Origin of the sequence: Streptomyces sp. NBC_00009 (assembly GCF_045040855.1) — a bacterium.
Taxonomy (GTDB): Bacteria; Actinomycetota; Actinomycetes; order Streptomycetales; family Streptomycetaceae; genus Streptomyces; species Streptomyces aureus.
Window position 1 is genome coordinate 1,609,888 of sequence record NZ_CP108312.1, and the last position, 25,649, is coordinate 1,635,536.

At 72.5% G+C, this 25,649-nt stretch carries 20 protein-coding genes; 9 read left to right on the forward strand and 11 right to left on the reverse strand.

Going from position 1 to position 25,649, the window contains the following annotated elements; all coding sequences use genetic code 11:
• The first annotated feature begins 143 nt into the window (after nucleotides 1–143).
• Both OHA58_RS07205 and OHA58_RS07210 read left to right on the forward strand, forming a co-directional pair.
• The gene (locus tag OHA58_RS07205; protein ID WP_405477519.1) at nucleotides 144–569 is read left to right on the forward strand and encodes a MarR family winged helix-turn-helix transcriptional regulator; all 426 of its coding nucleotides are present in this window, start codon (nucleotides 144–146) and stop codon (nucleotides 567–569) included.
• Between the two features lie 10 nt (nucleotides 570–579).
• Entirely contained in the window at nucleotides 580–1,356 is a 777-nt protein-coding gene (locus OHA58_RS07210; protein ID WP_405477521.1) for an IclR family transcriptional regulator, read from the forward strand.
• A 4-nt stretch (nucleotides 1,357–1,360) separates the two neighbouring features.
• On the opposite strand, the gene OHA58_RS07215 is transcribed toward OHA58_RS07210, so the two are convergent.
• Both OHA58_RS07215 and OHA58_RS07220 read right to left on the reverse strand, forming a co-directional pair.
• A complete protein-coding gene (locus tag OHA58_RS07215) occupies nucleotides 1,361–2,956 on the reverse strand; it encodes an MFS transporter (protein WP_405477523.1) in 1,596 nt (531 codons plus the stop codon).
• A gap of 35 nt (nucleotides 2,957–2,991) precedes the next feature.
• Nucleotides 2,992–4,356 (reverse strand): alpha/beta hydrolase, encoded by a 1,365-nt coding sequence (locus tag OHA58_RS07220; protein ID WP_405477525.1) that lies wholly within the window; start codon nucleotides 4,354–4,356, stop codon nucleotides 2,992–2,994.
• Between the two features lie 245 nt (nucleotides 4,357–4,601).
• On the opposite strand from OHA58_RS07220, the gene OHA58_RS07225 reads away from it, so the two are divergent.
• From OHA58_RS07225 to OHA58_RS07235, 3 genes are read left to right on the forward strand one after another with little or no spacing between them, the layout of a single operon-like run.
• Nucleotides 4,602–5,669, forward strand: coding sequence for a Rieske 2Fe-2S domain-containing protein (locus tag OHA58_RS07225; protein ID WP_405477526.1), 1,068 nt, complete (start codon nucleotides 4,602–4,604; stop codon nucleotides 5,667–5,669).
• On the forward strand, nucleotides 5,666–5,830 hold the full coding sequence (locus tag OHA58_RS07230; protein ID WP_165914601.1) for a hypothetical protein: 165 nt from the start codon (nucleotides 5,666–5,668) through the stop codon (nucleotides 5,828–5,830). The genes OHA58_RS07225 and OHA58_RS07230 overlap by 4 nt, the downstream gene beginning before the upstream one ends.
• Entirely contained in the window at nucleotides 5,827–6,777 is a 951-nt protein-coding gene (locus OHA58_RS07235) for a PDR/VanB family oxidoreductase (protein WP_405477529.1), read from the forward strand. The genes OHA58_RS07230 and OHA58_RS07235 overlap by 4 nt, the downstream gene beginning before the upstream one ends.
• A 27-nt stretch (nucleotides 6,778–6,804) precedes the next feature.
• Here the strand turns inward: OHA58_RS07235 and OHA58_RS07240 are convergent, their stop codons facing one another.
• The 3 genes from OHA58_RS07240 to OHA58_RS07250 are packed head-to-tail and all read right to left on the reverse strand — an operon-like array spanning nucleotide 6,805 to nucleotide 9,874.
• A complete protein-coding gene (locus tag OHA58_RS07240) occupies nucleotides 6,805–8,091 on the reverse strand; it encodes an ABC transporter substrate-binding protein (protein WP_405477531.1) in 1,287 nt (428 codons plus the stop codon).
• Nucleotides 8,088–8,921 carry a carbohydrate ABC transporter permease gene (locus OHA58_RS07245; RefSeq protein WP_329059487.1) on the reverse strand — a complete coding sequence of 278 codons (834 nt, stop codon included), beginning with the start codon at nucleotides 8,919–8,921 and terminating at the stop codon, nucleotides 8,088–8,090. The genes OHA58_RS07240 and OHA58_RS07245 overlap by 4 nt, the downstream gene beginning before the upstream one ends.
• Nucleotides 8,922–8,938: 17 nt before the next feature.
• Nucleotides 8,939–9,874 carry a carbohydrate ABC transporter permease gene (locus OHA58_RS07250; RefSeq protein ID WP_405477533.1) on the reverse strand — a complete coding sequence of 312 codons (936 nt, stop codon included), beginning with the start codon at nucleotides 9,872–9,874 and terminating at the stop codon, nucleotides 8,939–8,941.
• A gap of 190 nt (nucleotides 9,875–10,064) precedes the next feature.
• On the opposite strand from OHA58_RS07250, the gene OHA58_RS07255 reads away from it, so the two are divergent.
• Nucleotides 10,065–10,937, forward strand: coding sequence for a phosphotransferase enzyme family protein (locus OHA58_RS07255; RefSeq protein WP_405477535.1), 873 nt, complete (start codon nucleotides 10,065–10,067; stop codon nucleotides 10,935–10,937).
• Nucleotides 10,938–11,130: 193 nt separating this feature from the next.
• Complete coding sequence (locus OHA58_RS07260) at nucleotides 11,131–13,968, forward strand: glycosyl hydrolase family 95 catalytic domain-containing protein (RefSeq protein WP_405477537.1); 2,838 nt, start codon at nucleotides 11,131–11,133, stop codon at nucleotides 13,966–13,968.
• Between the two features lie 80 nt (nucleotides 13,969–14,048).
• Here OHA58_RS07260 and OHA58_RS07265 read toward each other — a convergent pair whose 3' ends face one another.
• The 4 genes from OHA58_RS07265 to OHA58_RS07280 form a co-directional block, all read right to left on the reverse strand.
• On the reverse strand, nucleotides 14,049–14,771 hold the full coding sequence (locus OHA58_RS07265) for a 3'-5' exonuclease (protein WP_405484837.1): 723 nt from the start codon (nucleotides 14,769–14,771) through the stop codon (nucleotides 14,049–14,051).
• Nucleotides 14,772–14,882: 111 nt separating this feature from the next.
• Complete coding sequence (locus OHA58_RS07270; RefSeq protein WP_405477539.1) at nucleotides 14,883–16,136, reverse strand: SAV2148 family HEPN domain-containing protein; 1,254 nt, start codon at nucleotides 16,134–16,136, stop codon at nucleotides 14,883–14,885.
• Between the two features lie 100 nt (nucleotides 16,137–16,236).
• The gene (locus OHA58_RS07275) at nucleotides 16,237–17,544 is read right to left on the reverse strand and encodes a copper amine oxidase (RefSeq protein WP_405477541.1); all 1,308 of its coding nucleotides are present in this window, start codon (nucleotides 17,542–17,544) and stop codon (nucleotides 16,237–16,239) included.
• A 44-nt stretch (nucleotides 17,545–17,588) separates the two neighbouring features.
• Nucleotides 17,589–18,377: a Tat pathway signal sequence domain protein gene (locus OHA58_RS07280; RefSeq protein WP_405477543.1), complete on the reverse strand. Its 789-nt coding sequence runs from the start codon at nucleotides 18,375–18,377 to the stop codon at nucleotides 17,589–17,591.
• A gap of 160 nt (nucleotides 18,378–18,537) precedes the next feature.
• Between OHA58_RS07280 and glgX the strand changes: the two genes are divergently transcribed.
• Nucleotides 18,538–20,661 (forward strand): glycogen debranching protein GlgX, encoded by a 2,124-nt coding sequence (gene glgX / locus OHA58_RS07285; protein ID WP_405477545.1) that lies wholly within the window; start codon nucleotides 18,538–18,540, stop codon nucleotides 20,659–20,661.
• Here glgX and OHA58_RS07290 read toward each other — a convergent pair.
• Nucleotides 20,615–21,883: an MFS transporter gene (locus OHA58_RS07290; RefSeq protein WP_405477547.1), complete on the reverse strand. Its 1,269-nt coding sequence runs from the start codon at nucleotides 21,881–21,883 to the stop codon at nucleotides 20,615–20,617. The two genes, glgX and OHA58_RS07290, sit on opposite strands and share 47 nt — an antisense overlap.
• Before the next feature lie 90 nt (nucleotides 21,884–21,973).
• Between OHA58_RS07290 and treY the strand changes: the two genes are divergently transcribed.
• Nucleotides 21,974–24,397: a malto-oligosyltrehalose synthase gene (treY, locus tag OHA58_RS07295; protein WP_405484839.1), complete on the forward strand. Its 2,424-nt coding sequence runs from the start codon at nucleotides 21,974–21,976 to the stop codon at nucleotides 24,395–24,397.
• Here treY and OHA58_RS07300 read toward each other — a convergent pair.
• The gene (locus OHA58_RS07300) at nucleotides 24,390–25,643 is read right to left on the reverse strand and encodes a cytochrome P450 (RefSeq protein WP_405477549.1); all 1,254 of its coding nucleotides are present in this window, start codon (nucleotides 25,641–25,643) and stop codon (nucleotides 24,390–24,392) included. The genes treY and OHA58_RS07300 overlap by 8 nt on opposite strands.
• Nucleotides 25,644–25,649: the final 6 nt, after the last annotated feature.

Genomic DNA, 25,649 nt, shown 5'->3' on the forward strand with positions numbered 1-25,649 from the left:
CTATGACCAATCATTGTTGTCGTCAATAGTTGCCGTTGGCCTTGAACTCCTTCATGCTGGAGCCTCACGCACGACCTCACGCACCCCCGTGCCCGCACGGACCGACCCCGGAGCCCGACATCACTGACGAAGAGGCGCCCTGGATGCGCGCGCTGCACGCCGACACCGGCTATCTCCTCTACCGGCTCGGGCTGCACTCGGGCCGGCTGTTCAACGCCACGCTCGAAGAGTTCGGCCTGCGGCTGCGCCACTACGCGCTGCTGCGCTACCTCGCCACCGTGGAGGGCGCCCTGCAACGCGAACTGAGCGACCGGCTCGGCTACGACCCGAGCGCCATCGTGAGCCTCGTGGACGACCTGCAGGAACTCGGCCTGGTGGAGCGGGGACCCGCGCCGGGCGACCGGCGCAGCCGCATCGTCGCCCTCACGGACCGGGGCAAGGACGTCCTGCGCGACACCGACAAGGGCAGCCGGCGCGTCACCGACGAACTGCTCGCCCCCCTCGCCCCCGGGGAACGGGCCACGTTGCAGGCCCTGTTGGCGCGGGTCGCGGAAGCGGACCGGGACTGACGCGCCGGACATGACCGAGCCGTCGGAGGACCCCGCGGGCGCGGCGCGCAGCCGTTCCGCGGCGGAGCGGCTGCTTGCGGTGCTCGGCGCGTTCGACCACCGCAGACCCGCGCTGTCCCTCACCGAGATAGGCCGCCGGGCCGGACTGCCGCTGGCCACCGCCCACCGCCTGGTGGGCGAGCTCACCGCGTGGGGCGCCCTCGAGCGCGACGCGGCGGGCAGCTACCACATAGGGCTGCGGATCTGGGAGCTCGCGGCGCTGGCCCCGCGCGGCCCCGCCCTGCGCGAGGCCGCGCTGCCCTTCCTCGAGGACCTCTACGAGGCGACCCACGAGAACGTGCACCTCGCGGTGCGCGACGGCCTCGACGTCGTCTACATCGAGCGGCTGTCCGGCCGCCACGCGGTCGGCGTGCGCAGCCGGGTCGGAGCACGCTGGCCGCTGCACGCGACGGGCGTCGGACTCGTCCTCCTCGCCCACAGCGCCAGGACCTTCCAGGACCAGGTCTGCGGCCGGCCGCTCGCCGCCTTCACCCCGCACACCCTGTCCGACCCCGTCGGGCTGCGCCGCGCCCTGGCCGAGGTGCGGCGCACCGGCTGCGCGGTGGCGGACCGCCAGATCACGGACGACGCGGTCTCGGTGGCCGCACCCGTGCGCGGGCCCGGGGGCGACGTCGTGGCCGCGGTATCGCTCGTGGTCCCCTCGGCCGGGACACAGCCGCACTCGCTGATCCCGGCCGTACGACTCGCGGGGCGCGGCATCTCGCGCGCGCTGGGCTGGCGGCCCTGAGGGGTCAGGGAGAGACCGCGCCGACGTCCGGCAGGGCGGTGGCGGCTGAACCGTCGGCGTCCCGCGCGGTTGTGTCCGTGCCCTTCCCGCGCCGCAGGGCGACGAGCACCAGGAGCGCCGACAGCGCCGCGGCTCCCCCGCAGACCACGAATCCGATCGCGTAGCCGTGGCCCAGCGCCTCAAGGGCGTAGGGTCCGGCCGCTCCGGGCGGGGAGCCGGCCGGTACCGAGTTCAGGGCGAGCGGCCCGCCCTCGGCGAGGACCTCCCCGGCCGCCGCCTTCGCGCCCGGCGCCAGGTCCGACGTACCGATCGCGCCGTCGAGGTGGGACGCCGCCTGGCTGAGTGCCACCGCGCCGATGACGGCGGGGCCGAGCGTGAAGCCGAAGTCGCGCAGCAGGTTCGTCGAGGCGCTGGCCATGCCCGCGAGGTGGGCGGGGGCCGCGTTGACGGCGGTCGCCGTGACGGAGGAGACGGTGAAGGCGAAGCCCACCCCGACCAGGCCGAGCGGCAGGATCAGCGACGGCAGGGCCCGGTCGGTCACCCGCAGCGAGGCGGCGGCGAAGTCGCCCGCGGCCATCAGCGCCAGGCCGCCGGCGAGCAGCAGGCGCGGCGCCACACGGGTGAGCAGTCGTGTGGTGAGCGGGGTGAGGAACGGGGTGATGCCGTTGAGCAGCAGGAAGGCGAACGCGGTGCGCAGCGGGCTCTGGTGCTGGATCGGGCCGAGCCGGATGCTGGCGGCGTACGCGGTGCCCAGGAAGGCGAACATGCCCACCACGGTGACGACGGAGGCCACCGCGAAAGACCGGTCGGCGAACAGGTCTAGGCGCAACAGCGGTGAGCGCGTCCGCAGTTCCGCGACGACGAACAGGCCGAGGAAGACGACGGCGACGAGGAAGGCGGTGATCACGGGCACGGAATCCCAGCCGTCCATCGGTCCCTGGATGACCCCGTAGAGCAGGGCGAACGCCCCCACTCCGATGGTGATCTGGCCGCCGATGTCCAGCGAACGGCCCTCGGGCGCACGGGAGTCGTGGGCGAGCAGCAGGCTGGTGAGGGCGCTCACCGCCGCGATGCCCGTCACCACGACGAAGGCCCACCGCCAGGAGCCGTAGTTCCCGGTGATGCCCCCGAGCAGCGGGGCGAGGAAGCCGCCCGCGGACAGGCTGGACGCCCACAGGGCGATGGACCGGGTCCGGCCCGCCGCGGTGGTACTGCCCGCGGCGATCATCGCCAGCGAGGTGGGGAACAGCGCCGCCGCGCCGAGCCCGGCCAGCGCCTGCCCCGCCCAGAGCTGATGCACCCCCTCACTGGCGGCGGCCACCGACTCGCCGATGCCGAGCAGTACGGCGCCGCCGACGAGCAGCCGCTTGCGCCCGAAGAGGTCACCGAGGACGCCGAAGGTCAGCTCGAGGACGGTGACGGGGAGCAGGAACGCGTCGGATATCCAGGTCAACTGGGAGCCCACCGGGTGCAGATGCTCCTGGAACAGGCCGTTGAGGGTGGCGGGAAGGGCGATGCCGATCTGGGCGAGACAGACCGCGAGGCATCCGGCGATCAGGGTTCCGGCGGTGAAGCGGCCGGTGATTCTTCGTACGGGCATGGGACATCCCTGGGTCGAAGGTTCGGGGAAGGGGTTCAGTGGGAGCGGGCCGCGCCGTTCAACTCGCCCGGCCGGTACGGGACATACGCGGCGTCTCCCAGGTGCAGTCCGAGCGCGGCATGCTGCAGGGCCGCGGGCCGCTCGGCGCCGTCCCAGCGTCCGAGGGCGACCCTGCGGTCGATCGCGTGCACCGCGGCGACGGTCTCCGCAGTGGTGAAGGTGCAGTGCCCGGGGCGCGCGACGTACGCCTGCCGCAGCAGGGCCCCGTCCCCGCCGGCCCGCACCCGGTCCGCGAACGCGTTCTCCTGCTCCACGGGTACGAGGTTGTCGGCGGTGGTGTGCACATCGAGCAGCGGGACGTCGAGGCCCTGTCCGGCCGACGAGGTGCGCCGCGCGGCGGCCACCGCGGCGGGATCGGCCACGGTCCGGGGCCCCGCGGCGAGCACGGCGAGGTCATCACGAAGGTCGAGTCCCGCGGCGCGGTACAACTCCCGGACCTGCGGGGCATGTTCGGAGCGGGCCAGTAGCGTGGCGTAGTCGGTTCCGGCGTTCCCCGAGTTGTTGCCGCCCACCGACTGCTCCATCGCGTACCGGCCGCCCTCGATGAACGTAAGGAGCCCCTGAGCCAGCCACGCGTACTGCTGCTTCTCCTGCGCCACCGCGTCGTGCGGCGCCGGCGGTTTCTCGCCGGACGACCAGGCGGGCAGGTTGAGATAGGCGGCGGCGAGCGCGATGCGGGCCCGGCCCTCCGCCGTGCCCTGCGCGGACGTCACGGCCGCGGTGAGCCGGTCCGCGGTGGCCGATGCCTCGGCCGCGTCGGCGAACCCGGTGAGCCGGACCTCCTGCCCGGGCAGCAGCAGCCTGGCGAGCGTGTACTCCGCGTTGAGCTGATAGGTGTCGAGGTCGGTGCCGCCGGCGACCAGGCCGCACATGCCGAGCGCTCCGTCGACGCGGCCACCGCCGTCGCGGGCGATCCGGGCGTTGACCAGGCCGCCCATCGACTGGCCCAGGGAGAGCGTGCGCGCCGGGCGTCCTACCGCGGCGGCGAACGCGTCGAGCGTGGCGAACTGGTCGCGCTCGGCGCTCTCCAGCGCCCACATCGAGCCGTGCGGATCGTAGGAGGAGCCCGCCAACGCGTAGCCCTCGGCGAGGAGTTGGGAGCGCACCGCGGGGGTGGGCGCGTCCTGGGCGACGGTCGGCCCGAAGCCGTGGGAGAAGAGGACGAGGGTGCCGTTCCAGTGGGCGGGGACGTCCGCGATCCAGGTCGCGTCGTCGGCCAGGGTTCCGGTCAGGTGTCGGGCGGTCGCCGCGGTGTCCGCCTCGGCGGTGGCCGGGGTCGCGAGGGCGAGAACCAGTGCGGCGCCGAGGGCGGCGAGGGTGCGGGGCAGAGGTGCGGGCACGATGAGGCGCTCCGTTCTGAGGGAGTGCGAGGGAAGTGCGGGCGGGAGTGCCGCCGGGGGTATCGGCGAATGCGTGGAATGTAGATCGCAATAATTGTCGAGGTCAATCATTAGAGAGGCCCGACATTCTCCGGCTTCCGCCCGGCGGAAGAGCCGTTGCCGGGGGCTCGTCCCCGTCACGACCCTGGTGGCACACCACGGCACGGCGAAGCAGAGCCGCTTCGCCCTTCAGGGACGGGAGTGCCATGTCCGAGTTCGCACGGAACCAGTGGTATGTAGCGGCGTACGGGACCGAGGTCGGGCGGGAGCTCCTCGCCCGCACCGTCCTCGGCGAACCGATCGCCTTCTACCGGACCGAGGACACGGGCGAGGTCGTCGCCCTGGCGGACCGCTGCGTGCACCGCCGCTTCCCGCTCTCGCACAGCCGGCTCGACGGCGACAAGGTGGTCTGCGGCTACCACGGCTTCACCTACGACACGACCGGCACCTGCGTGTACGTCCCCGGGCAGAAGCGCATCCCCCGTACCGCCAGGGTGAGTTCGTACCCCGTGGCCGAGCTGGACTCCTTCGTGTGGGTGTGGATCGGCGACCCGGCGCTCGCGGACCGGACGACGATCCCGCGGGCCCCGCACCTGGCCGACCCCGCGCACTGGACGACGGTCGGCGGGATGGAGCCCATCGACGCCGACTACGGCCTGCTGGTCGACAACCTGATGGACCTCTCCCACGAGACGTATCTGCACGGCGGCTACATCGGCACGCCCGAGGTCGCCGACACCCCCATGACGACGGAGGTCGACGAGGGCGCGGGCATCGTCCGCGTCAGCCGGCACATGGACGACGCCGAGTGTCCGCCGTTCTACGCCAACTCCACCGGCATCAAGGGCCGTATCACCCGCTGGCAGGACATCGAGTACCACGCCCCCTGCCTGTACCTGCTGCACAGCCGCATCGCCCCGCAGGGCGTCCTGCCGAACCCCGACGGCACCGACCCGGACGCCTTCCACGTGGAGATCACCTACGCGATCACACCGTCCACGCCGGACCAGGTCTACGACTTCTGGGCCGTCTCCCGCGACTTCGGCCACGGCGACGAGGAGATGTCCACGTTCCTGCGCGACTTCAACCACGAGGTGGTCATGCAGGACGTGAACGCGCTGAACCTGCTCCAGAAGACCCTGGAGAGCGAGCCCGCCGGCTACCAGGAACTCAGTATCAACATCGACACGGGCGGTCTCGCCGCCCGCCGGATCCTGTCCCGCCTCGCCGCCGAGGGCGACCGGTCCGCGGCCCCCGACAACGTCGCGCGATGAGCCGCCCGCCCACCGCCGAGGTGTACCGCGTCGACTGGGTCCCCGGCACCGACGAACTGCACGGCATCTGCCACTGCGGGGCCGAGCACGACACGCAGGACCCCGTGGCGATGTGGCAGTGGATGCTGTCCCACCCCGATCACCAGGAGGACGACCGGTGACCCCGCCCTACGAAACCGACCTCGTCGTCGCCGCACGGACCGAAGAGGCCACCAGCGTCGCGTCCTTGACGCTCCGTCACCCAGAGGGTGACCCACTGCCCGCCTGGGAGCCGGGTGCCCACGTGGACCTGGTCCTCACCGACGACCTGGTCCGCCCGTACTCGTTGTGCGGCGACCCCGCCGACCGCACCGCCTGGACCGTCGCCGTCCTCCACGAACCGCGCGGACGCGGCGGATCGGCGTACGTGCACGAGAACCTGACCCCGGGCGCGGTCGTACGCGTCCGGGGACCACGCAACCACTTCCCGCTCCACGAGGCACCGGGCTACCGCTTCGTGGCGGGCGGCATCGGGATCACCCCGATCCTTCCGATGGTGGCCGCCGCCGAGGCGGCGGGCGCCGAGTGGAGCCTGCTGTACGGCGGCCGGACACGCGGCTCGATGGCGTTCCTCGGCCAACTCTCCGCCTACGGCGCGAAGGTGCGCGTCGCGCCGGAGGACGAGACGGGCCTCCTCGACCTCGACGGATATCTCGGCCCGCCGGACACGGACGGCGACGACACCCTGGTCTACTGCTGCGGCCCGGGACCGCTCCTCGACGCCGTCGAGGCCCGGGGCGCCGCCCACACCGAGCGTTTCCGGCCGGCGCAGGACGGACCTGCCGGCGCCGACGGCACGGACCACGCCTTCGCGGTGGAGCTGCGGCGCTCCGGCCGCACCCTGACCGTGCCGCCCGGCCGCAGCATCCTGCACACGGTGCAGGAGGCGGGGATCGAGGTGCTGTACTCCTGCGCGGAAGGCACCTGCGGGACCTGCGAGACCGACATCGTGGAGGGCACGGCGGACCACCGGGACTCGGTGCTCACCGCGGAGGAGCGGGCGGCGGGCGAGACGCTGATGATCTGCGTCTCACGCTGCCGGGGCGCACGCCTCGTCCTCGACATGTGACCCCCTCCTCCTCCCCCACGTCCCGCCCTACCTCTGATACCTCGCGAGCACCAGATTTCCGTCCTTCACCAGCCGGTCACGCAGTTCACCGAGTCCGATCGAGCCGCTGTAGTACTCCTGGAGCGCGGGCGTCGCGACCTTGTCCTTCCACTCCGCGTAGCCGCGCACCGACTGCGCCGGGGCCGAGCGGAGGTCACCGGCGAGGGCCGTGCCGGTCGCCCAGTCGTTCTTCTCCGTGTGCAGGGCCGGGTCCTTCAGCGCCTCGGTGCCGGTGGGCAGCATCCAGTCACCGAGCGCCAGGCGCACCATGTTCGGCGGCTGCAGGAGGAAGTCGATGAACTGCGCCGCCTCCTTCTTGTGCGGGCTGTCCTCGGCGACGGACAGGGTCTGCGGGGATACTCCCTGGGCCAGACCGTCACGTCCCGCGGGCGCCGGGAGCACCTGCCAGTCGAATCCCTTGGGCGCCTGCTGGACGATCTGCTGGCGGTAGGAGAAGCCGAGCGGGACCATCGCGTACTTGCCCGCGAAGAAGCCGGGAAGCGTGTCCGAGCCGCCCATGCCGAGCGTCGCGCCCGAGGCGCTGCCGTCGGTGTTGACCTGGTCGTGGACCGTGCGGGGCACGACCTGGTCCGCGGCGTCGAAGCCGACCGTCACCTTGCCGTCCGCGCCGCGGTGGAACATGCGTCCGCCGGCCGAGAGGGAGAGGTTGAGCGTCGCCGAGACGGGCTCCTTCAACGGCCACGCGACGCCGAACTTCTTGTCGCCGCTCAGCTTCTTCGTGACAGCCCTGAACTCCTCCCAGGACCAGGGCTTCACAGGCGTCGGGATCCGTACACCCGCCGCCTTCAGGATCTTCGCGTTGGCGATGAGGACGCGCGGCTCCTGGAGGAACGGCACGCCGTAGACGCCGTCACCGAAGGTCGCGGTCTCCCAACTGTGCTGCGGGATGTCGGACTTGAGGCGGGCGGGCAGCAGGTCGCGCAGATCGGCGAGGTAGCCGCCGTACGCGAAGTCCGCAAGGTCGTCGGAGGCGTCGTGGATGACGTCGGGCGCCTCCCCTCCCTCGAAGGAGGTGAGCAGCTGGTCGTGGACGCTGTCCCAGCTGCCCTGGACGTACTTGACCTGGATGTCCGGGTGCGCCGCGTTCCACTCCTTGACGAGCTGCTTGTTGGCGTCGACGGACTCCTTCTGCCAGGCGAGGGACTGGAACTCGAGAGTGATCTTGCCGTCGTCGGCCGTCCCGCCGGACGAACAGCCGGTGAGCAGCAGGGCCACGGCCGCGGCGACGGCGGCCAGCCGGGATACGCGCCTCATGACTTCACCGCCCCGGTCAGCATCCCGCCGGTGAGTCTGCGCTGGATGAGCGCGAAGATCACCAGTGAGGGCAGGGTCGCGAGGAACGCGGCGGCGGCCAGCGGCCCGAGGTCGGCGACGCCCTCCGCGCCGAGGAAGTGCGTCAGGACCACCGGCAGCGTCTGCCGCTCCGGGGTCTTCATCAGGACCAGCGCGAAGAAGAACTCGTTCCACGCGGTGATGAACGCGAACAGGGCCGTCGCCACCAGGCCCGGCGCGAGCAGCGGCGCCGTGACGGAGACGAGCGTGCGCAGCTTTCCGGCTCCGTCGACGGCGGCCGCCTCCTCCAGCTCGGGCGGCACGGCCCGGACGTAGCCGACCAGCATCCACAGTGCGAAGGGCAGCGACCACACGACGTAGACCATGGTCAGGCCGGGCAGCGAGTTGATCAGGTGCAGGTTCTTCAGGATCAGGAAGAGCGGGATGATCAGCAGGACGAACGGGAACGCCTGGCTGACCACCACCCAGCCCGTCGCCGCGCGGGACAGCGCGGAGCGGTGGCGGGCCATCACGTACGCCATCGGGGTCGCGATGACGACGGCGATCAGGGCCGCGCAGACCGCCACGAGCACGGAGTTGGCGGCGGCCCTCAGGAGCGGCTGCTCGTCGAAGGCCTGGCGGAAGTTGGCGAGTGTGGGGTCCTTGGGTATCCACGTGGGGTGCAGGCTCGCGAGTTCGCGGGGCGGCTTGAACGCCGTGGAGATCAGCCACAGGAACGGGAACGCGAGGAAGACGAGATAGGCGAGCAGCGCGAGGTACTGGCCCGCGCGCGCCGGCCTGCTCGGCCGGATGCCTGTCCGGGTACGGCTCACTGCTCGTCGCCCCCCTTGAGCCGGCCCACGAGGTAGAAGGCGAGGACGACCGAGATGACCGCGACCATCACGCAGCCCATCGCCGCCGCGTAGCCGAACTGGCCGTAGCGGAAGGCCTCTTCGTAGGCGAAGAGCATGGGCAGGCGGGTCCGGCCGCCCGGGCCGCCGTTGGTCAGGACGTAGACCAGGGCGAACGAGTTGAAGTTCCAGATGAAGTTGAGCGCGGTGATGGCGAGGGCGACCGGCCTGAGCGCGGGCCACGTCACCGCGCGGAAGCGGCCCCAGGCGCCGGCGCCGTCGAGCGCGGCGGCCTCGTGGAGTTCGGGCGAGGTGTTCTGGAGTCCGGCGAGCAGGGCGACGGTGGTCTGTGGCATGCCCGCCCAGATGCCGACGACGATCACGGCGGGCAGCGCGGTCGCCAGACCGGTGAGCCAGTCGCGCCCGTCACCGAGGCCGAGGTCGCGGATGGTCTCGTTGAGGATGCCCGCGTCCGGGTTGTAGACGAGGCGCCACATGATGCCGACGACCACCTCGGGCATCGCCCAGGGAATGATCGCGAGCGCCCGCGCCAGCCAGCGGAAGCGGAGGTTCTGGTTGAGCAGGAGCGCGAGGCCGAGCGCGAGCAGGAACTGCGGGACGGTCACCCCGACCGCCCACAGCAGGCCGATCCGGAACGAGTCCCAGAACAGCGTGTCGTGCAGCAGGTCCTGGAAGTTGAGCGCCCCCACCCATTGGGTCGGCGCCGTTCGGCCGGCCTGCGAGTCGGTGAACGCCAGCGCGATGCCGTAGAGCAGGGGCCCGACGCTGAGCACAAGGATCGGGATGAGCGCGGGCAGGACCAGGAACCAGGCTCCGCGGTCCGCCGGGCGCCCCCGCCCGGGTGGCCCGGACGCACGCTTCACCGGCCGCGTCGTCGCGGTCGTCAAGGTCACGGATTCGACTCCTTCGGGCGGCGGGTGGGGGTCCGGCCGCCCCGGCGGCCCCCGTCATCGTGCTGAGGGACCCGTGCCTCGTCAAGCCACTGCGCACGACGTTGTCCGTTACGGCGCCGACCGGGGCGTCTGCGCACGTGAAACGGGTGCGAGACTGGGCCCGGACCATGTGATCGGCGGGAGGCAAGTGATGGACGAGGCGCAGGCGCGGAAGGTGCTCGCGGCGGCGGGGCTCCCCGGCGGGCAGCGGGGCGGCGAGCTGGAGGCCGAGCTGCTGGCGCTCGGCGAGAACGCCGTGTTCGCGCTCGGTGACCTCGTGGTCAAGGTGGGCCGCGACCCCGAACTCCTGGAGCGGGCGCGGCACGAGCTCGCCGTCGCGGGCTGGCTCGCCGGCCAGGGCGTGCCGGCCGTGCGCGCCGCCGAGCCGGAACCGCTCCTCGTGGACGGCCACCCGGTGACGCTGTGGCACCGCGTTCCGGCCGCGCTGCGCCCCGCCGAACCGCGCGACCTGGCCGAGCTGCTCCGCCTCGTGCACGCCCTGCCCGCGCCGCCCTTCGCGCTGCCGCGCCGCGAGCTGCTCGGCGGCGTCGAGCGGTGGCTGCGGCTCGCGGGCGACGCGATCGCCCCCGCCGACGCCGCGTATCTGCGTGAACGGCGCGACGGCTTCGCGGACGCGGCGGCGGCGCTCGTCCCGCGTCTGACGCCGGGCCCGATCCACGGGGACGCGCTGCCGCGCAACGTGCACATCGGCCCCGACGGGCCCGTCCTCGTCGACCTGGAGACGTTCTCCGCCGACCTGCGCGAGCACGACCTGGTCGTCATGGCGCTCTCCCGCGACCGGTACGGCCTCGACCCCGAGGCGTACGACGCGTTCACGCGGACGTACGGCTGGGACGTGCGGGAGTGGGACGGGTGCGCCGTGCTGCGCGGCGCGCGCGAGACGGCGAGCTGCGCGTGGGTCGCCCAGCACGCGCCGGCCAACCCCAAGGCGCTCGCGGAGTTCGAGCGCAGGGTGGCGTCTCTGCGGGACGGGGATCCGGCGGTGCGCTGGTACCCGTTCTGACGGGTGCCGTTCCCGGCGCTTGACTGAACCTCCGCTCGGGCATGGGCGGCCGAACTTCCGCTCGCGAAGCGGCGGTTGGACTCCCGCTCAGGAGTTGTTGGACTTTCGCGCTGAATTCATCCGATCTCTTTCCCGTGATGGGGTCCTGGAGCAAGGTACGGCGGAGTTGGCCGACCTTTGCCTGGAGGACCTGATGCCCGCACGCCCTGAACCCGGCTCCGCCGTCTCCCGCCGCTCCGTTCTCAAATACGGCTCAGCCATCGGATCTCTCCTGGCCCTGAGCCAAGTACCCGCCTTCGCGGCGCAGGCGGCGCCGAGACCCGGCGGGCGCCCGGCCGCGCCACGCCTCGTACCCGAGGCCGACGCGCTCGCGCTGCGGTACGGGTCCCCGGCCGCCGAGGACCAGCTCATGCGGGAGGGGCTGCCGATCGGCAACGGCCGCCTCGGGGCCGTCGTCTCCGGGCACCCGTCCCGCGAGGTCCTGTCCGTCTCGGACGTCAGCCTGTGGACGGGCGGGGCGAACGACGCGCTGGAGTCGGACGGCCAATTCCCTTACGACACCGCTCACTTCGGCTCGTACGGCGTCCTCGTCAAGGCGTATCTGGAGGTGCCGGGGCACGACCCGTCCGCCGTGAGCGGCTACCGGCGCCGCCTCGACCTCAGCAACGGCATGACTACGGTGGAGTACGAGCTCGGTGGCACCCGCTACCGGCGGGAGATCTACTGCAGCCACCCCGACGACGTGATCGTCGTCCGGCTCACACGCGTAGGGGGTGGCACCTGGAGCGGACGCCTCACGCTGACCGGGACACGCGGCGAGCCGATCGCCGTGGACCCCGCCACCGCCTCGGCCGGCTTCGCCGCGAAACTCGACAACGGCCTCGCCTACGCCGCTGTCGCGCGGGCCGCGACGCACCGCGGCGGCACGGTCGGCGCGAGCGGCTCCTCGGTCACCTTCGAGGGCTGCGACGAGGTGCTCCTCGTCCTGAGCGGCGGCACCTCCTACTCCCCCGACGCCGACGGGTTCATCGACCGCGACGCCGACCCGCACGCCACCGCCGCCGCGCGGACCGCCGCAGCGGCGCAGGCCGGCGCGACCCGTCTTCTCGCCGCCCATGTCGCCGACCACCGCGCCCTGTTCGACACCATGAGCGTCGACCTGGGCGCGTCCACCGACGCGCAGCGGGCCCTGGACACCGACAAGCGGCTCCTGGCCCGGCAGGCCTCCGGTGGCCGCCCCGACCCCGAACTCGAGGCGTCGTACGTCCAGTTCGGCCGCTACCTCACGGTGTGCGGCTCGCGCTCCTCGCTGCCGCTCAACCTCCAGGGCCTGTGGATCGACCGGAACGACCCGGCGTGGATGGCGGACTACCACACCGACATCAACCTCCAGATGAACTACTGGCCCACCGACAGGACTGGCCTGCCCGACTGCTTCGACGCGCTCGCCGACTACTGCCTCGCCCAGGTCCCGCACTGGGAGAAGCGCACCCGCGAACTGTTCAACGACCCGCGCAACGGCTTCCGCAACACGAGCGGCGAGATCGCCGGCTGGACCACGGCGATCTCCACCAACACCATGGGCGGCCCCGGCTGGTGGTGGCACCCGGCGGGCAACGCCTGGCTGTGCAACTCCCTCTTCGAGCACTACGAGTTCACCCTCGACCGGCGCTACCTGGCGAAGATCCTGCCGCTCCTGGAGGGGGCCTGCGCGTTCTGGGAGAAGCGGCTCGTCACGGCGACGGTGAAGGACCCGAGGACCGGGGCGGACGTCGAGGTGCTCGTCGACGACCACGACTGGTCGCCGGAGCACGGCCCGACCGACGCGCGCGGCATCACGTACGCCCAGGAGCTGGTGTGGCAGCTCTTCGAGAACTTCCGCACCGCCACGGCGGCCCTCGGCACCTCCAAGGCGTACGCCCGCCGCGTCACCGCCCTCCAGGACCGGCTGTACCTGCCGCGTGTCAGCCCCACCACTGGGTGGATGGAGGAGTGGATGGGCGGCGCGAACCTCGGCGAGACGCAGCACCGGCACCTCTCCCACTTCGTCGGCCTGTTCCCCGGCGACCGCGTCAGCCGCGACCGCAGCCCGCACGACGTCCTCGTCGGCGTCGACAAGGGCCTCACGGCCCGCGGCATGGACACCTACGGCTGGGGCTGCGCGTGGCGCGCCCTGTGCTGGGCGCGGATGAAGGACGCGGAGAAGGCGTACCAGCTCGTCGGCACGGTGCTGCGGCCCTCCGTGAACCACAGCAACGGCACCGCGCCGAACTTCTTCGACATGTACCAACTGGGCGGCGACAGCTCGGTGTTCCAGATCGACGCCAACTTCGGCACGACGGCCGCCGTGATCGAGATGCTTCTCTACTCCCGCCCCGGCCTCGTCGAACTCCTGCCCGCTCTGCCGGTCGCGTGGGGCGCGTCGGGCAAGGTCACCGGCATCGGCGTGCGCGGCGGGTTCACGGCCGACCTGGAGTGGAAGGACGGCGTGGCGACGAAGCTCCGGCTCACCTCGACCGGCGGCCGCACCACCCGCGTACGGGCCGGCTCCTGGACGAAGGACGTCAGCCTGAAGCCGGGCGCGAGCATCACCCTGGCCCCCTCGTACGCGTCGCAGCGCTACGTCCTCGTCAACCGGGCCGACAGCGGCATGGCGATCGAGGTGTCGGGGACCGCCGAGTCCGCGCCGCTGGTCCTGGGCGCGCGCACGGGCGGCGCGTCGCAGCAGTGGAAGTTCGCGGAGGCCCTGGACGGCGGCCACCGCCTGACCAACGTGCACTCCGGCCTGACGGCGGACGTCAGCGGCGGCCAGGCCACGGAGAACGCCCCGATCGTCCAGTACCGGGCCACCGGCGCGGACAACCAGCACTGGCGCGCGGAGTCCACGGACGGTGGCCACGTCCGCCTGGTGTGCGTCCGCACGGGCAAGTCCCTCGGCGCGGCCGGCGGTTCGACGGCGACGGGCACGGCGGTCGTCCAGCAGACGTACACGGGCGCGGCGTCGCAGCAGTGGAGGCGGGTGGCCGTGTAGGGCGGCCCGGTGGCGGCGGGATCTTCACGGAGCCACCGGCCCCCGGGCCGGTGGCTCCGTGAAGCCCCCCGCCTCACCGCTCAGACCCCGGGCCCCGTCAGCTCCCGCATCGGCCACGTCGCCTCGACCACCGCCTGTGCGTCGCCCTTGCGGCGCAGGAAGGACTGGAAGTCCGCCGCCCATTGCGCGTACCACTCGATCTGGGATTCGTGGAGGCGAGCCGGTCCGAGGGAGGCGACCTTCGGGTGGCGGCCGGCTATCGCGGAGGCCAGGCGCGCGGCGGCGAGGGCGTCGGCGGAGGCGTCGTGCGCGGACTCGAGCGTCACGCCGTACTCCGCGCACACCGCCTCGAGGTTCCGCTTGCCCTTGCGGTAGCGGTCCACCGAGCGGTCGATCGTGTACGGGTCGATGACGGGCGCCGGGTCCATGCCGCCGAGCCGCTCCCGCAGCGACGGCAGGCCATGGCGGCGCAGCTCGGCGGAGAGCAGGGTCAGGTCGAACGCGGCGTTGTACGCGACGACGGGCACGCCCGTGCGCCAGTACCCGACGAGCGTCTGCGCTATGGAGTCCGCGACCCGGTCGGCCGGCTCACCGTCGGACGCCGCTCTCTCGTTGCTGATCCCGTGCACGGCGACCGCGTCGGCCGGGATCTCGACCCCCGGGTCCGCGAGCCACTGCCGGTGACCCAGCGGCCTCGCGTCCTTGACCTCTATCACCGCGCCCGTGACGATGCGCGCCTCGCGCGGATCCGTCCCCGTGGTCTCCAGGTCGAAGCCGACCAGCAGCTCCTGGTGCCATCCCATCGCGGCCCCCTTCTTCATGGTGCGTCCCCGTGTCTCCCCCAGTGGCCACCACGATGACATGGGGCACTGACAACGGGCCGGGAGCGTTCCGCTTCCCGGGGTGCGGCGGGGTCAGGACACGGGCCGGGCGTCCGCCCACGCCAGCTCGAATTCTTCGCGATACGTCGGGAAAAGTCCGGCTTCCTCCCCGTCCCGGGCATTGGCCTTCACCACGCGCCCGGGCCCGCGCAATACGAGGACCGGCGCCTCCATGCCCCTGGCCCGGCGCAGATACGACTGGACGACCCCGACGCCGTCCGACCCGTCGCCGTCGACGAGATACGCGGTGAACCGCGGCGTCTCGTCGTAGACCTGGATCTCGAAGGCGCCCGGGTCGCGCAGCCGGGCCCGCACCCGGCGCATATGCAGGATGTTCATCTCGACGGCGCGGCTCAGCTCGCCCCGCTTGAGGCCCAGCTCGCGCTCCCTGCGCTTGACGGCGCTGGAGGCGGGGTTGAGGAAGAGCAGCCGCACCCGGCAGCCGGACTCGGCGAGCCGGACGAGGCGGCGGCCCGAGAAGTTCTGCACCAGCATGTTCAGGCCTATGCCGATGGCGTCGAGGCGGCGCGCGCCGCCGAAGATGTCCTCGGCCGGGAACTGGCGCAGGAGCCGCACCCGGTCCGAGTGCACGCCCACGACGTCGGCGTACCGGTCGCCGACGAGTTCCTCGACGGCGTCCACCGGGAGCCTGCGGGCGGACGGGACGTCCGAGCCCGCGCCGAGCATCTCCAGGAGGCGCCCGGAGGCGCGCTCGGCCTGGGCGAGGACGGCCTCGGACAGGGCGCGGTTGCGCGAGACGACGTTCCGCGTCACCTCGAGCTCGTCGAGGGCGAGTTCGACGTCGCGGCGGTCGTCGAAGTACGGCTCGAAGCAGGGCCAGTGCTGCACCATCAGCTCGCGCAGCTGCGGCAGGGTGAGGAAGCTGAGGACGTTGTCGTCGGCCGGGTCGAGCAGGTAGCCCTTGCGGCGGCTCACCTCGCGCACGGCGACGGCCCGCTGGACCCACTCCTGCCCGGCGGGCCCGGCGGCAGCCACGACCCAGTCGTCCCCGTGGACGGGTTCGTAGATGGGGCGCAGCACGGCGGCCACCACGGCCCGCAGCCGCTGTTCGACCAGGTTCAGCCAGATGTAGGCGCGGCCGGCCCGCTGCGCGCGCGTACGGACCTCGCTCCAGGCGTCGGCGCCCCAGGCGAACTCCGACTCCGGTCCGATCTGGGATCCCATGTCCATCGGCCGTGCCAAGGACACCGCTCCGGGCGGGACGTCAGCGGAGCTCCCCTCGTGACCTGCGTCACCAGGGGGCAGCTCCAGCCCACCCGAGCTCACCCACGCACCGCCTTCCGCTCCCCCGAGCAACCCCAGCAACGATCAAGGAAGGGTACTCCGGGAGCGGTCGGCGGTGCAGCCGGATGGGCAGGGTAGTTTCTCAACTACCGTTTCTGGGCACGCCGTTCTGGTCCGCGAGGTCGGCGGGAGTGAGCGGATTCATAGCGGTCACGTCCCTGGGGGCCAGTGAGAAGCCCTGCCAGTGGACCGGCATCGGCTGCTGGTCCTCGTCCCGGGCGATGTGGTGGAACCCGATGTTGACCCAGGTGATCGGGTGCGTGAGCGTCTGCCCGCCGACCCACTTGTCGACGCTGGCGCCGCCGCAGTGCCCGGCCGGGTTGTCGCTCGCGTACTGCTCGCACTTCTTGTACTCGGTGAAGTACACGTCGTGCTTGGTGAACGAACGGCCGGGGAACTTGGCTGTGCGGCCGGGCACGAACTCGTAGGACCTGGGGTGGCCGTCCTTGTTCTTGCCCGCGGTGCTGACGACCCGCCACCAGCGCATGTCCTTCGCGTCACCGGCGAGTTCCTTGGTGACGGGGGTGCGGGTGGTCTTCGTGGTGGGGCTGCCGCTGCCGTGCGGCGCGGTGACCTTGGAGTCGTACTGCTCGACCTTGCTCTTGGGGGAGCCGTCGAGGCCGAAGTTGAGCCGCCAGAAGACGTTGTGGGCGTGGCTCTCGGCGTAGGCGCGGGCGCCCTTGCCGAGCGGCCAGCCCTTGCCGTCCGTGCCGTTGTAGTCGTACGGGGAGAGGCTGCCGGTCGCGCCGACGTTCGACGTGATCGTCCCGTCGGAGGAGAACCGCCACTCGGTGATGTACTCGTACCAGGACGCCTTGTTGACCGTGTAGACGAGGAGGTCCTTGCCCTGGGCGGTGTAGACCTTGCCGCTGCCGCCGGTGCTCTCGTCGTCGTTGAGCCGGTACGCGTGCCCACGCGCGCGCGTGGTGGTGCACAGGCCCTGCACGTTGCCCCGGTCGGGCACCTTGACGGTCTTGATGGTGCCGCCGGGGCACTCGCCGGGCTTCAGGTTCTGCAGGGCGTACCCGAAGTCGGTGCCGGTGACGTCGTCGTACTCGTTCTCGCCGTCGTCGTAGGGGACGTGCACCTGCGCGAGGCGGGCGCTGGTGAGGACGGCGATCGGCTGGGGCTCGTCCTTGGGCTGGTAGCTGACGTTGTCGAGGACGAGCCCGGACAGCGTGTTGTAGTGCCAGCACATGCGCCAGGTCGTGCCCCCGTCGAGGACCTGCTCGATCTTGTACGCGGTGCTGCAGGCCGGGGCCGCGGCGGCGGGCGCCTGCGGGGCGGCGGTGGCGGGGCCCGCGGCGGTGACGGCGGTGCCGAGCAGCGCGAGGGACGTGAGGGCGACGGCGGCCCGGGCGCGGGCGCGCCGAAGTCTGTTGACGTGCATACGGAATGACTCCTTCGAACAGGAGGAGAAGAGGGCGTGGGGGCTCAGCCGAGGCGGCCGACGGTGCGCGCGCTGAGGTCGACGACCAGGGCGCGGGTGTCGATCCACGGCCCGTTCCTGACCTTGGTGACGACGCGCAGGCACCGGTGCTCGCCGCAGGCGGTGAGGCCCGACGGGACGTGGGCGACGGTCTTCTTGCGGAAGACCATGCCGCTCAGTTCGAGCTGGTCCGTGCTCGTGAGCTGCTTGCCGGTGGCGTCCTTGTAGTCCTTCTTCAGGCCGGCGCCGAGGGGGTTCGCGATGAGGAGCTGCGTCGCTTCCCGGAGCTCCTCGGGGCTCGGCGGCGGCTGCACGCCGTGCGCCGTGTCGGTGTTCTCGACCTTGCCGCTGTCGAGGTTCACGGTCCTGGTCACGACCGTGTCGGCCTTGTAGTCGTAGTAGACGACCTCGGCGCGCCGCTCTGCCGCCTGCGCGCCGCTCTGCGTGGGGTCCACCTCGCTGAGGTTCGTGGACAGGTGCTGCGGCCCCCGGTCGCCCTCGACGTCCCGCGCGCTCCTGCGCAGCCCGTTGCTCGCGACGGCTATCCGTTCGGCGCGCTTGATCTCGTCGTCGGTCAGCGGGTCCCTGCCGACGCCCTTGTCGCCCTCCTTCGGCGCGGCTTCCACCACGCCGTCCTTCGGGATCGCGTCCTGCTGGGCGGAGCCGGCCTTGGCCTGGTCACCCGCGCCCGCCTCCCCTGGCAGGGTCACGCCCAGCAGCACGGCGGTCGCCGCGGCCGCGACGGCCGCTCCCGCCATCATTTTCCCCAGATGGCGTCTTGCGAGCTCTCGCACATCTTCCCCCTGTTGTCCCCGCGGCCCCACCTGTGGGCGGACGGGTATGCGTGGTCTTCCTTTAAGAGGGGCCCAATTCCTAGGTGGTTCCGTCACTTTCGGGAAGACTCTGGCGGAAGTCGCCCGGGGCATCCGGGCCGGGAGTGGAAGAGTCGTACCCATGCAGGTCTGGCCTGGACAGGCGTATCCACTCGGTGCCACTTACGACGGCGCCGGCACCAACTTCGCGGTCTTCTCGGAGGCCGCCCGGCGCATAGAGCTGTGTCTGCTGCACGACGACGGGTCGGAGACCGCGGTCGAGTTGCGGGAGACCGACGCCTTTGTGCGGCACGCGTATCTGCCCGGCATCATGCCGGGCCAGCGGTACGGCTTCCGCGCACACGGCCCGTACACCCCGGAGCGCGGGCAGCGGTGCAACTCGTCGAAGCTGCTCCTCGATCCGTACGCACGTGCGATCAGCGGCCGGATCGACTGGGGCGAGGCGGTGTACGGGTATCCCTTCGGGTCGCCCGACAAGCGCAACGACCTGGACTCGGCGCCGCACACGATGACGTCGGTCGTGGTCAACCCGTACTTCGACTGGGGCGACGACCGCCCACCGCGCACCGAGTACCACCACACGGTGATCTACGAGGCCCATGTGAAGGGCCTCACGATGACGCACCCGGCGCTCCCGGAGGAGCTGCGCGGCACCTACGCGGCGCTCGCGCACCCGGCGATCCTGGAGCACCTCACGGAGCTGGGCGTGACGGCGCTCGAACTGATGCCGGTCCATCAGTTCGTCAACGACCACCGGCTGGTGGAGATGGGCCTGAACAACTACTGGGGCTACAACACCATCGGCTTCTTCGCGCCCCACAACGCCTACGCGTCCTGGGGCGACCGCGGGCAGCAGGTCCTGGAGTTCAAGTCGGCCGTGCGGGCGCTGCACGAGGCCGGGATCGAGGTCATCCTCGACGTCGTCTACAACCACACGGCCGAGGGCAACCACCTGGGCCCGACGCTGTCCTTCAGGGGCCTCGACAACGCCTCGTACTACCGTCTCGCGGACGACCGCCGCTACTACATGGACACCACGGGCACCGGGAACTCGCTGCTCATGCGCTCGCCGCACGTCCTCCAGATGATCATGGACTCGCTGCGCTACTGGGTCACCGAGATGCACGTCGACGGGTTCCGCTTCGACCTGGCGGCCACGCTGGCGAGGCAGTTCCACGAGGTGGACCGGCTGTCGTCGTTCTTCGACCTCGTGCAGCAGGACCCGGTGGTCTCCCAGGTGAAGCTGATCGCCGAGCCGTGGGACGTCGGCGAGGGCGGCTACCAGGTGGGCAACTTCCCGCCGCTGTGGACGGAGTGGAACGGCAAGTACCGGGACACCGTCCGGGATCTGTGGCGGGGCGAGCCGCGCACCCTCGCCGAGTTCGCCGGACGGCTGACCGGCTCGTCCGACCTCTACCAGGACGACGGCCGCCGGCCGCTCGCCTCCATCAACTTCGTCACGTGCCACGACGGTTTCACCCTGCGCGACCTGGTCTCGTACAACGAGAAGCACAACGAGGCGAACGGCGAGGGCAACCGCGACGGGGAGAGCCACAACCGGTCGTGGAACTGCGGCACGGAGGGCGACAGCGACGACCCCGGGGTGCTCGGCCTGCGGAACCGTCAGATCCGCAACTTCATCGCGACGCTGATGCTCTCCCAGGGCGTGCCGATGCTCAGCCACGGGGACGAGCTGGGGCGCACGCAGAACGGCAACAACAACGCCTACTGCCTGGACAGCGAGCTGGCCTGGGTGCGCTGGCCCGAGACCCCCGAGAGCACAGAGCAGGACGCCCTGCTGGCGTTCACGCGCGCGATGGCGCGGCTCCGGCGTGACCACCCGGTGTTCCGCAGGCGCCGCTTCTTCCACGGGCGGCCGGTCGAGGGCACCCACGACGAGCTGAGCGACATCGCCTGGTTCACTCCGGAGGGCGAGGAGATGACGCGGGACGACTGGGGCGCGGCGCAGGCGCGGGCCCTGTCGGTGTTCCTCAACGGGCACGCGATCTCGGAGCCGGGCCCCCGGGGCGAGCGCATCTCGGACGACTCGTTCCTGCTGCTGTTCAACGCGTCGCCCGACGCGTTGGAGTTCCTCGTGCCGGTCAACCACGGCCGGCAGTGGGAGGTCGTCGTGGACACGGCGCTGCCCGAAGCCGTGCCCCTCGGGACCGGCGCGAAGGTAAAGGCCGGTGACCGCCTCACGCTCCTCGACCGGAGCCTGACGGTGTTGCAGCGACCGGCGTGACTCCTGGTCCCGCCGGGGCCTTTACGACAAGTGCGACGCCGAACGCGAGGGCCGCGGCCACGCTGCCGACGGTGAACGCCGCGGCGGGGCCGTGGGACTCGGCGAGGCGGCCCGCCACGGCGAGCGTGACCGCCTGCCCGCCGACGAAGGCGCTCGCGGCGAACGTCATGCCCTCGGCGAGACGTTCGCGCGGCACGGCGCGTTCGGTGAGTCCGAAGCCGGTGATCAGGTTCGGCGCGAAGACAGCGCCGAACACGGTCACCGCCACGTAGAGGCCCGGCATGCTCTGCGTGCCGATCAGCAGGAGGGACAGGAGCGCGGCGGCGGCCGTGGCGACCCGCCAGCGCAGCGCGAGCCCGAAGCGCTCCGGCACGGCGGCCATGGACAGGCCGACGGCGGCGCTCATGACGCCCATGGCGGCGTAGACGAGGCCCGCCTGGTCCTCCTGGCCGAGCTTCTGGGTGAGCGCCGTGATCCCGGCCCCGCAGCCGCCCAGGAGGACGCCGAGGAGGACGAGGCCGAGGCGCACGAGCCGGACCTCGCGCGGCATGCGGGGGCGCCGGGCCCGCGGCTCCTTGGGGGCGGGCGCCGTCGCGGGCCGGACCGCCGTCGCCGTCGGGTGCAGCGCGAACGCCGTGCCGCAGCCGGCGACCAGGAGAGCGGCGGCCCCGAACGCGTACGCGGGGTGGCCGACGAAGGCCGCGACGCCGATCAGCGCGGGCCCGAGGACGAACGACAGCTCGTCCATCGTGCTCTCCAGTGACAGCACCGTGTTCACGACGCGCTCGTCCGCACCCCCGCGGCGGACGAGCGCGACGCCCCGGGCCCTGGCCAGCGGGCCGATCCCCGGCACCGTGGCCCCGGCGAGCACGCCGAGCGCCACCAGGAGCGGCGTGGGGAGTCCCGCGAGGGCGCCGAGCGTGTAGCAGGCGATCGCGAGGGCGTTCAGCAGCGAGCAGCACAGGACGACGCTCCGCTGCCCGCGCCGGTCGGCGAGCCGGCCGACGACGGGCCCCATGGCCACCTGTCCGAGCGCGAGCGCGCAGGCCACGGTCCCTCCGGTCGCGAGGGAACCGCTCGTCCTGGTGATCAGCAGGACGCTGCCGAACTGGATCACCGCCACCGGCAGCCGCCCGAAGAACGAGATCACCGGGAGCAGTGCCCCGGTCGCCCCGAGCACCTCGCGGTATGTCGCCGACGTTCCCCCCGCTGCCTGTGCCATCGTTCGAAGCTATCGACGGCGCCGGTGACATATGCATGCGGCGATGACACGAAAGACGCCGGGGCGGGTACGTAGGTTCGCATGACGCGCATGACACCGGACCATCAAGAGGGCGGGGTCCCCGCCCCGCCCACGGCCACGTACCGGATGCAGCTCCAGCCGGCGTTCCCGTTCGCCGCGGCCGCCGGAGCCGTCCCGTATCTGGCCTCGCTGGGTGTCTCGCACCTGCATCTGTCGCCGGTTCTGGAGGCCGTACCCGGTTCCACGCACGGGTACGACGTCGTGGACCACGCGCGCGTGCGGGACGAGCTGGGCGGTGAGGCCGGGCTGCGGGCGCTCGCGCGGACGGCGCGGGAGCACGGGCTCGGCCTGATCGCCGACATCGTGCCCAACCACATGGCGTCGGCGGCCGGGCTCAACCGGCCCCTCCAGGAGGTACTGCGGGACGGGCCGCACTCCCCTTACGCGCACTGGTTCGACATCGACTGGGAGGCGCAGGGAGGGCGGGTCCTGCTGCCCGTGCTCGGCCACCGGCTGAGCCACGAGCTGGACCACCTCGAGGTGGACGGGCGTGTGCTGCGCTACTACGAGCACGCGTTCCCGCTGCGCGAGGGCACGGAGACGCTGCCCCTTCCGGAGCTGCTCGACGCGCAGTGGTACCGGCTCGGCTGGTGGCGCCTGGCCCGCACCGAGCTCAACTACCGGCGTTTCTTCACCATTTCGGACCTCATCGGGGTCTGCGTGGAGAACCGGGAGGTGTTCGACGCCACCCACGAGAAGATCGTCCAGCTGCTGCGCGAGGGCGTACTCGACGGGCTGCGCGTCGACCACCCCGACGGCCTCGCGGACCCCGGCGCGTATCTGAAGGACCTCGCCGACGCGGCCGCCGGGCGCTGGACCGTCGTCGAGAAGATCCTCGGCGAGGACGAACAGCTGCCCGCCGCCTGGCCGGTGGCCGGTACGACGGGCTACGACGCGCTGCGCCGGATCGACGGCCTGTTCACCGACCCGTCGGGCGCGGACGAACTGCTCGGCCTGTTCCGCCGCTTCACGGCGGCCGCCGCCGACCGGGGCGGCGACTGGGACGCCACGGCGCGCCGCGCCGCGTACAAGGTCGTCACGCACGAGCTGGCGGCCGAGGTGGACCGCCTCACACGCGACGCGGGGCGGCTGTGCGCCGCCGACGCCGCCCTGCGCGACCACGCCCCGTGGGCCCTGCGCGCCGCCGTACGCGAACTCCTGGTGCGCCTCGACGTGTACCGGCCGTACGTGACCGGGGGCGCGGACCCCGAGACCGTGCTCACGCCCGGTGACGCCGAGGACGCCAAGGGGGTGTTCGCCGTCGCCGAGGAGGCCGAGGCGGTGGACACCGTGCGGGACCTGGCGCTCGGGAAGCGCGGGTCGGGGCCCGAACACGAGGCGTTCCGGGCGCGGTTCGCGCAGACGGCGTCCGCGCTGCGCGCCAAGGCGGTCGAGGACACGGCGTTCTACCGGCACGCGCCCCTCCTGTCGGCGACGGAGGTCGGCGGGACGCCGCAGAGCCCGGCGGTGGACCCGGAGTCGTTCCACGCGTACTGCGCGCGCGTGCAGCGCGACTGGCCGTACACGGGCACCGTGTTGTCGACCCACGACACCAAGCGGAGCGCCGATGTGCGGGCGGGGATCTCCGTGCTCACGCAGTGTCCCGGGCGCTGGGCCGATCTGCTCGCGAAGGTCACCGAGCGGACCGCGCGCGAGGGCGGCGCGAGCGCGCCCGATCCCCAACTCGCCTGGGCGGCCTGGCAGACGGCGGTCGGGTTCGGCGACCAGGACGGCGAGCGGCTCCAGGGCGCGATGCTCAAGCACGTGCGCGAGGCGGGGCTGCACACGAGCTGGACCGAGCCGGACGCGCACTACGAGAAGGCGGTGCGCGACTTCGTGGCCGCCGGCCCGTGCGGGCCGCCCAGGGAGGCCGTCGCCGCATTCGCGGACTCCTTGCGGCCCCATGTCCGGGCGAACGTCCTGGGGGCCGCTCTCGCCCATCTGACGATGCCGGGGGTGCCGGACGTCTACCAGGGCACGGAGCGCGAGTACCGGGCGCTGGTGGACCCGGACAACCGTGCGCCGGCCCGCTTCGACCTGGATCTGCTGGAGCGGCTCGACTCCGACGAGGGGGACGTCCCCGGCGATCTGTCCGACGAGAAACTGGCGCTCACCGTCGCCGCGCTGCGGCTGCGCCGGGCGCACCCGGAGTGGTTCGGCGGCGGATCGACGTACGAACCGGTCGCCGCGCGGGGGGCGGGCGCCGCGCACTGTGTGGCGTTCGCGCGCTCCGGAGAGGTCGTCGCCGCCGCGACCCGACTGTCGCTGCGCCTCACGGAGGCGGGCGGCTGGCGCGACACGGAGCTGTCACTCCCGGAGGGCCAGTGGGTCGACCTGCTCGCCCCGGGAAGCGAGTTCACCGGCCACGCGCGCGTGGAGAAACTGTTCGACCGGCATCCGGTGGCACTCCTCGTACGCGCGCCCGTCAGCTGAGGAGTACCGGGAGCGTCTTCGGGCCGCGCGTGATGAGGCCGGTGGAGGCGGGCCGGCCGCCAGGGGCCCAGCGCAGGTGCGGGAGGGCCTCCAGGAGGGCGTGCAGCGCGCAGTCGGCGGTGAGGCGGGCCAGCTGCACACCGAGGCAGCGGTGGCGGCCCGCGCCGAAGGCCAGCTGTCCGGGCGCCGGGCGCAGGAGGTCGTAGCGGTCGGGGACGGCGAAGCGCGCCGGGTCGCGGCCCGCGGCGCCCACGAGACAGGCGACGTCGGCGCCCGCGGGTATCGTCCCGGCGCCGGTGACGACGGGCACGAGGGCGCGGCGCAGCACGATGTGCACGGCGGGGTCGCGGCGCAGGGACTCCACCCAGGCCGCCGGTATCAGCGCGGGACGCTCCCGTACGAGCCTCAACTGGGCAGGGCGGTCGAGCAGGTTGGCGAGGAACGAGGCGAGCGCGAGATGCGTGGCCTCGCCTCCGGCGCCGAGCAGCGTCCCGGCGAGGCCGACGACGGTCTCGTCAGGGAGGTGGCTGCCGTCCGCCCGTGCGGTGCTGAGGACGGACAGCAGGTCGTCGCCGGGACGCGCGCGGCGGCGTGCGACATGGGGACGCAGAAAGGCGTCCAGGTCACCGTGGCCGTCGCCGAGGTGCGTGAGGCCCTCGCGGCACCACTCGCGCACGCGCGCGATGTCCTCGTGGGGCAGCCCGAGCGCGGTCACCGCCGCCAGGGCCGGCAGCCACTGGCAGAACTCCGCGACAAGATCGACCTCCTGACGCTCCGCCAGGCGACGTGCGAGCACGTACGCGGCGCGTTCCACACCGGCCCGCAGAGCGGCCAGGGCGCGGCCGCGCAGCGCCGGCTGGAGCAGTGCGCGGTGCACGGCGTGGGTGCGGTCCTCCAGGTGCGCCAGGGGCCGTCCCGGCGGCGGGGCGACGAGCCGCGGATCGGCGAGCGCGGCGCGCACGTCCCCGTAGCGGCTGATGAGCCACGCCCCGAAGGCCTCGTCGTGGACGAGCGGGTACGACGTCCTGAGCGTCCGGTACAGGGGGTAGGGGTCGCGGTCGGTCCCCGGTGCGCGGAGGCTGGGCGGGGGTGGGTCGTCGGGACCGCGGTGGCCGGGTGCGGGGCGGAGCCCGCCGGCGCCGAATGCCTCCAAGACCTCGGACGGCACGAAGGGGCACGTGGCGCGGCCTGCCGCCGAAGGGCCGGTGATCCCGGCCGGGTCCTGGGCTCCCGGAACTGCGCGCATCGCCGA